Raw genomic sequence first — 5,249 nt, forward strand, 5'->3', positions numbered from 1 at the left:
CAGAGGCTCCAGTTCTACACCGCAGCGACCTATCCAGTCAGATAAAGTTGATCTAGAAAGCTCGATTCCCGCCCGCTGATAGATCAGACGTTGACGGTACAGCGGTAAATGATCTGCGTATTTCGAGACCAACACATGGCTCAGTAGTTCAGGACTGGCAATACCTTTATCAATCACATAGGCGGGCATCGCTTGCTGAGTCAGGGTGTCACACTGATCACAGACCCATTTGCCACGCACATGCTGTTCCTTATAGAACTGTGCCGGTCTGAAATGTAGTTTTTCACTGATATCTTCGCCGATACGACGCAAGGTGCAGCCACAAGCACATTGGGTTGATGTTGGTTCATGCTCGATACGGATGGTGTGTAGATGATCGGGCAGCAGTCGACGTTTAGGTTTGTTGACTGTGGCTTTGTGTGTCGCTGCATCAGTTTTATCTGCATTCAGCCGTTCCAGTTCCAGATCAACAGCGGCAATATCTTCTTCGACCGCTTCATCCCACAGATGGATTTGTTTTGCGGTGAGATGTTCGTTTTTACTGCCAAATTTGTGCTGTTTAAATAGTGCGAGCTCATGCTCGTATTTTTGCGTGAGAATAGAAAGATGTTGAACTTTAGAATCTAATTGCTGATTGGTGACTTCAAGATGTTGAACTCTGGCATCTAATTGCTGGTTTGATTGTGCTAGAGACTGATGCTGCATCGCCAACTGCCTGGTGAATTCCAGCAGTTGTTCATGGGTCAGTTGGCTTAAGTCAGGCAGCGTATTCATGACCGCAGTATGCCTGAGGTCATGAGAAGAATGAAATAGAACGTTTGGAGAATAGCAGAATGGAACAGCCTGGTTTAAAGCATCGTCACCACCTGCTGTCGTCCAATGCGCTGCCAGGGCAAACCTTGGATCAGTGCCTGTAACTGTTCCGGGCTGAGGGCCACGGTTTCACCTTGGTGAACTTGAGCCCAGTGAAATTTGCCCTGTTCCAGCCGCCGGGCACACAGCCAGATGCCCAGTCCATCATGTACCAGTACTTTCATGCGATGGCCACGTTTATTACAGAACAGGTAAGCACAATGCGGTTTGATGTAGCCAAAGGCTCTCACCACCTGAGCCATGGTCGTATCCATACCTGCACGCATGTCCATGGGCTGAGTAGACAACCAGATTTCATCAATGCGGATCATGTTGCAAGTGCCTTGAGTAATTCTGCCAAGGCAGGTATTTCTGATGTCTGCCATTTTAGCTGAATATCATTATTCGTATGAGGCACGGTGATACACAACGTGATCCTCTCATCAATAGGTTGGCTGATTGCAGCAGTGTAAGGCAAAGCAATAAATGCTGGATTCACATGAGTAGGATCCTGCACAGCACCCTCATGATGGCTGAAGATCCTGATCCAACGACTGACAAGGTTGGCATTAATACTATGTTGCAGTGCGACCGAAGCGATCGAGGTATTAGGATTTTTGCAGGCATTGACAATACTGAGTTTGAATTCTTTAATGTATGTTCTGCGTTTTTTAGCAACAGGAGGTGTTGCTGAATATATATCCATGTTCATGGATTAAGTCCCCACTTGTTTTTAGGTGGGAACTAAATTAAGGCTTATAGGATCGCTTGGTAAGGCTGTGTTAGCCGGATGCTTACCTCTAATCAAGTCTGGTGTACAGATATAACGTACATTCCTATGGCTAAAGGCTTTGTCTATCTGTGTGCAATTATAGATTGGCATAGTCGTAAAGTACTGGCTCATCGAGTATCGATCAGTATGGAAACAGACTTTTGCATAGATGCGTTGCAAGAAGCAATTGTGAAATATGGTTGTCCAGAGGTGTTTAATACAGACCAAGGCAGTCAATTCACAAGCGAGGCATTTTTGAATGAGTTAAAATTGCGAAATATCCGTATCAGTATGGATGGGAAAGGACGATGGATGGATAATGTAATGATTGAGCGTTTATGGCGCAGCGTGAAGCATGAGGAAGTCTATTTGAAGGCTTACGATACGGTTAAACAAGCGAAACAATCAATTGCTGAATATTTGGATTTTTATAACATGATACGTCCTCATTCAAGTTTGAATAAGGCAACACCGGATGAATTTTATGATCAACATTTACTAAAAGTAATGGCAGCATAATTTAAATATTTAGAGCGGATTTATCACTTATAAAACTGAATTGAGTGGTCTAATTAACGGAACCACATTACACCTCATCTGAATGGCAAGGTAGAGCGTTCACAAAAAACTGATAAATCTGAGTTCTACGCTACTGTAGATATCGATTCTGAGGATATCCAAGACAAGCTAGCCGAATGGCAGCATTACTATAACTGGATGAGACCACATTCAGCGTTGAAAGGTAAAACACCGATGGAGAGGTACTTTGAATTATGTGAAGAAACTCCTTTCTCAGATGAAGTCCAGAAGCAATACAACCCCTCAAATGAACGGATTCAACATGCCAATTACAAGATGGATCTAGAGATCGCTAAATTGAAATGATCTCTATGAATCACACATAGAAACAATGCTAAAACTTTTGACCCCATTTGGTTTAAAATTAACGGTCGTGAAGAAATAATCACTTTCTATCAGGATATTTTCGACCTCAATGATCTGTTTAACTTCTCGGATTTGATGGTCTTTACTCACAATATTCCTATTGTGAGTCGAATCTGTGCTCAGGTTAAGCAGTTCTGCTACTGTTCTGAAATGACAGCTGTTTCCGTTATAATTGTATAAACATTTGTAGTGTCTGGTAATTATGTCCTTATTGATCAATTTTCTATCTCGCTTTAGTACTGCAACTATTCAGCGCAGTCTTAGCTATGCTAAACACATTGATAGGGAAACGATTGAGTTCTTTGAGGAAAAAGACGATATCACGATGTATGCTCAAGTGGAGGGCACAGATTATTATGATACCGCGATTACCTATAATCTTAAAAAAGACCGTTTAATTGATGACGACTGCAATTGTCCGGTTGGATATAATTGTAAACATGCTGCTGCTTTAGCGCGGTTATTCTTTCAGGAATATCGCCAGGAATTTCAACAGCGTTATGCTGAATCTCAATCTCCGCAGGGAATCGCAAAACGCCGATGGGGGGATGATCAGGCACAGCGCTGGTTGAATGATTTTAAACGGTATTTACAACAGACTGAACCAGAGCAATCTGTCAAAACAAACAATTATTTAATTTACCTGCTAGATCAGTCGGTCAGCTTAAAGAAATTGACAGTTGATGTTCAGAAGGCCAGACGCAATAAAAACGGCTCGATTGCCGGTGAAAGTGATTATACCCAATATGAAAATATCACCAGAAAGCATCTGACTTTACCTGAACAAAAACGACAATTATTTAACCAGATTTATTATTACGCCAAAATAAACAGCGACGAACGCTTTTATCAAAGCAATCTTGATATCTCCGGAATTTTATTGGAGCATTTCAAATCTTTTATTCAAAGTGGCGATGTTTATTGGCAAAAAAAGAGCCATGCTGCACTTCAATGGTCAGAACAAGGCTATCACATCGAACTGATCTGGCAACAAGGTCTAAACAAACAGACAGAGCATTTAAACATTGAATTGGTCAATGGTGATATTCGACTCGATTTAAAATCAAATCCTCATATTCAGATTCTCGCAAGCCATCCACCATGTTATGTGGATATTCAACAGAACACGGTGGGCCAGTTATATGGTGAATATACGGCAAATCTTCTGTACCATTTTTTACAGATGCCTGATCTTCCAACTATGCTCTTGCCAGAGTTTGAGCAACTGACTCATCAATATTCAGATGTGAAAAATCTGCCTCAGCCCGAGTCTATTCAGCATATTGATGTCCTTGAGGGTAGTCCCCAGCCAATTTTACGCTTCGGTGTTTTAGATAAATTTGATTGGAAATGGGAAGAGTCTGTTTGTGCTGAAATTGAATTCTCCTATGCAGGCGGAAGAATAAAAGCAGGTACATCAGGCGACAGTTTTATTGGTAAGCAGCATGACAAAATGGTACGACAGCTTCGGGACTTAGTTCAGGAACAACAGTCAATCCAGCGTTTACAGCTATTGGTCGAATCACTGAAGTGGGTGAAAGATCTTAGTTATGACCAGCAATTAAAACTGGATAAACAACGTCTTGATTCTATGGTTTTTGCTTTCTATGGAGACTGGATCAAACAGCTGATGCCCATCAATCAAATTGAGTTAATAGGCTGGCAGATAGAGCATCTGGAAAACAGCCCCTTTAACCTGCAATATGTTGAAAATTTAAATATTTCTATCACTGAATCTGAAGGTCAGCAGGACTGGTTCAATATCGGGGCGACGGTTCAAGACAGTGCAGGCAATTCTTATAATTTGCTTGATGCGCTCGTAGCTTTGGTGCGAGTAAATCCTGATTTACTTGATCCACGGACTTTTATTCATCTGCATGACAGTCAAATTTTCACCCTGAAAACTGCAGTGGATCAACCTGATTTGGCTCTATCCGCCAGGGACATTAAGCCGGTATTGTTGCATCTGCAGAGCATTTTACAGCAAGAAGAGCGCAGTATCGATCGCTATGATGCGAGTCAACTATTAGAATTACAGCATAATCTTGGGATGACATGGCAGGTCAGTGACCAGCTGCAGCAATTTGTACAGAAATTCAAACAAGGCTATCAGCAACAACTGCCGACACCACAAGGTTTTCAGGGGGAATTGCGTCCATACCAGCAGCAGGGCTTAGGCTGGTTACAGTTTTTAAGGGAAACCCAGCATGGCGGGATTCTGGCAGATGATATGGGCTTGGGCAAAACAGCACAAACTTTAGCCCATTTACTCATGGAAAAGCAGGCTGGATATTTGCAGGACAGCCCCGCCTTAATTGTTGCACCCACATCGCTGATGCATAACTGGTTCAAAGAAGCGGAGAAATTTACCCCTGAGCTCAAGGTATTGCTGCTACAGGGGCCTGACCGCCATCAGTATTTTGAGCAGATTCCGCACTATGACATTGTGTTAACCACCTATCCCCTTCTGGCGAGAGATGAAGAACAACTGAAGCAATATGAATATCATCAACTCATTTTGGATGAAGCACAGAATATCAAAAATCCGCGTGCCAAAGCTGCACAGGTGGTACGACAATTAAAAGCACGACATCGTCTATGTCTAACCGGTACACCTATGGAAAATCATTTGGGTGAGCTGTGGGCACTATTTTATTTTCTGATGCCAGGATTTTTATAT

At 42.4% G+C, this 5,249-nt stretch carries 4 protein-coding genes and 2 pseudogenes; 3 read left to right on the forward strand and 3 right to left on the reverse strand.

The window, feature by feature from the left end; all coding sequences use genetic code 11:
- The 3 genes from ACE01T_RS11495 to ACE01T_RS11505 form a co-directional block, all read right to left on the reverse strand.
- Positions 1-774 (reverse strand): IS66 family transposase (locus ACE01T_RS11495; RefSeq protein WP_395519293.1); only part of this gene is annotated, 774 nt, incomplete at its 3' end.
- Positions 775-848: 74 nt separating this feature from the next.
- Positions 849-1,184, reverse strand: a complete 336-nt coding sequence (gene tnpB / locus ACE01T_RS11500; protein ID WP_000618091.1) for an IS66 family insertion sequence element accessory protein TnpB — start codon at positions 1,182-1,184, stop codon at positions 849-851.
- Positions 1,181-1,564 (reverse strand): transposase, encoded by a 384-nt coding sequence (locus tag ACE01T_RS11505; RefSeq protein ID WP_395519294.1) that lies wholly within the window; start codon positions 1,562-1,564, stop codon positions 1,181-1,183. Before ACE01T_RS11505 ends, tnpB begins: the two co-directional genes overlap by 4 nt.
- A gap of 90 nt (positions 1,565-1,654) precedes the next feature.
- On the opposite strand from ACE01T_RS11505, the pseudogene ACE01T_RS11510 reads away from it, so the two are divergent.
- The 3 genes and pseudogenes from ACE01T_RS11510 to ACE01T_RS11520 form a co-directional block, all read left to right on the forward strand.
- Positions 1,655-2,143: pseudogene (locus ACE01T_RS11510) on the forward strand (IS3-like element ISAcsp5 family transposase); the annotation flags it as partial.
- Between the two features lie 69 nt (positions 2,144-2,212).
- Positions 2,213-2,509: pseudogene (locus ACE01T_RS11515) on the forward strand (integrase core domain-containing protein); the annotation flags it as partial.
- Between the two features lie 262 nt (positions 2,510-2,771).
- Positions 2,772-5,249: SNF2-related protein (locus tag ACE01T_RS11520; RefSeq protein WP_395519295.1), on the forward strand; the 2,478-nt coding region annotated here is incomplete at its 3' end.

Source organism: Acinetobacter uliginosus, assembly GCF_044130295.1.
GTDB lineage: Bacteria > Pseudomonadota > Gammaproteobacteria > Pseudomonadales > Moraxellaceae > Acinetobacter.

What these genes read in the sequence shown, in the direction of transcription:
- tnpB (WP_000618091.1), bottom strand. Translation starts at nt 1,184, where the DNA reads ATGATCCGCATTGATGAAATCTGGTTGTCTACTCAGCCCATGGACATG.
- ACE01T_RS11505 (WP_395519294.1), bottom strand. Translation starts at nt 1,564, where the DNA reads ATGAACATGGATATATATTCAGCAACACCTCCTGTTGCTAAAAAACGC.